The 2,372-nt window shown below is 72.5% G+C and carries 1 pseudogene; it reads right to left on the bottom strand.

The features are described 5' to 3' along the window. Window positions 1-2,049, bottom strand: a pseudogene (locus GT042_RS32345) (alpha-mannosidase); the annotation flags it as partial. Window positions 2,050-2,372 lie beyond the last annotated feature (323 nt).

The raw sequence follows: 2,372 nt of genomic DNA, 5'->3' as shown, positions 1-2,372 counted from the left end.
CGGCAGCCCGGCCGGGCCCTGGCCCAGCGCGGGCGCCTCGGCGAGGACGGCGATCCGCCCGTCGGACAGCAACTGGCCGCCGTCCGCGGGCCGGTCGCCGTCCAGGACGACGATCTCGCGGCGGGGGAGCGGTCCCGCGTTGAAGACGGAGACCTCGGACACGGAGACGGCGTCCGGCGCGCCCACGGCCCGCCGGATCAGATGCTCCAGCCTGCGGTGGACCTCGCGGTACGTCTGCTCCGCCTCCTGGTGCGCCCAGGCGATCGAAGTGCCCGCCAGGACGTCGTGGGACTGGTGCAGCAGGACCTTCTTCCAGAGCGATTCGAGCTCGTCGTACGGATACGGGATGCCGTCCCGCACGGCGGCCGTCGCCGACCACAACTCGGCCTCACGCAGCAGGGATTCGCTGCGGCGGTTGCCGCGCTTGGTGCGGGCCTGGCCGGTGTACGTGCCCTGGTGGGCCGCGAGGTCCAGCTCGCCGCGCCACACCGGCGCGTCCGGGTACTCGTCCAGCGCGTCGCGGAAGAAGTGCGACGGGGCGACGATCCCGACGCGCGGGGAGCCTTCGAGGTCGGCCAGTCTGCGGGCGCGCTCCAGCATCTCGCGGGTCGGTCCGCCGTCCGTGTCGCCGAAGGGCATCAGTGAGCGGGTGCCGCCGCCCTTGTCGGCGAACGCCTCGACCGCGCCGGCCAGTTCGCCCCCGGTGAGAGCCGCGCCGTGCTCCCTGTCGAGCTCGCCGCTGTACTCGCCGCCGTACCCGCCCCCGGCCGGCCCGGCGTCGCTCCCGCCCGTCGGCGGGGAGTGGCTGAACAGCCTTGTGCCGTCGAGGCCCTCCCACCAGAACGTGTGGTGGGGCACGGCGTCCGTGTCCCCGTCGGGCAGTTGGCGGGAGAGGAACCAGCGGGCCCCGGCGAGCGCGGCCACCTGCGGGAAGGAGGCGCTCATTCCGAAGGATCCCGGCAGCCAGACGCCGTCGGTGTCGGCGCCCAGCTCCTCCCGGTAGAAGCGGCGGCCGTGGACGAACTGCCGTACCAGCGCCTCTCCGCCGGGCAGACTTCCGTCCGGTTCCACCCACATCCCGCCCACCGGCACCCAGTTGCCGTCGGCCACGGCCTTGCGCACCCGCTCGAAGACATGCGGGTGGTGGTCCCTCATCCAGGCGTACCGCTGCGCGGAGGAGGCCGCGAAGGTCAGCTCCGGGTACTCGTCGGCCAGCGCCGCCATGCTGCTGAAGGCGCGGGCGCTCCTGCGGACGCTCTCCCGCGTCGGCCACAGCCGGGCCGCCGGGGGAGGGACGTGCCCCACGGCGGCGACCGTGTGCGCGGAGTCGTACGCGCGGCGGGCGAGGACGGGGGCAAGGATTGCGCGGGCCCGCGCGGCGGTCCCGGGGATGTCCCGGGGGTCCACCGCGTCCACGGCGTCCTCCAGGGCGCGCAGGAGGGCGTGGCGGCGCGGCAGTCCGGGAGGGAGCGCGCGCATGAGCCCGTCCAGGACATCGATGTCATGGATGAGCTGCCAGACGTCCTCGTCGCGGACCGCGAGATCGGCGCGCACCAGCCGGTGGAGCGGTTCGTCGCCGACCGTCAGCGGGTCGCCGTAGTGCGTACCGGTGCCCGACGCCGCGTCGATCGGCGGGTTGGCGGCGGCCTCGACCAGGAGATGGACGGGCTCGCCGCCGCTCGCCGCGGTGGAGAGCAGGACGGAGCGGTTGCGCGCGTGCACCCCCTGGAGGGGCGTGCCCAGTTCGTCGTGGACGAGGCCCTCGGCGGACCCCAGGTCGAGGACGGCCTCGACCCGCAGGCCCGCCCACCGCTCCGGGACGTCCGCGCGGACCCGGAACCACGTGGTGGACCACGGGCCGCCCCAGGAGTCGCCGACGACGAACGGCGTGTACTCCGCGCGCAGAGCGACCTCGACAGGGACCGGCTCACCCGGGATGTGCCAGGCGTCCACGTCCATGGGAAGCCGGCCGGTATACAGCGCGGGACGCAAACGGTCGGCGAGGAAATGGGCTATTCGCGCCTCACCGGACTTCCTGCGGTCATGCATGGGCGGCCCTCCCTGTCCAGCCAGTAACCGCCATGTAAAACCAAGAGTGTTATCAAGTCAACGGCTTTCGCCTTTCGTTCGCAGTACTGGTGAACAGGGGGCTGCGAGAGGGTGTGTCAGGTAAATAAATTTCCGGGAAGTGAAGTGGACGGAAATTAAGTGGCCTGACGAATGGCCGGGTAATCAAAGGGAATACGAGCCGCCGCTACGGGCGCGCCGCCACGGGATCGGGCCGTGTACAGGTCGAGTCCACCGGCAGGGCGGACCCTTCCCGCGCGGAGTCGAGCAGCGTCAGCATCACGTCCAGGACATGGCGGGCCACC

Source organism: Streptomyces sp. SID3212 (assembly GCF_009865405.1).
Lineage (GTDB): Bacteria > Actinomycetota > Actinomycetes > Streptomycetales > Streptomycetaceae > Streptomyces.
This window is presented reverse-complemented; position numbering and strand designations above follow the sequence as displayed.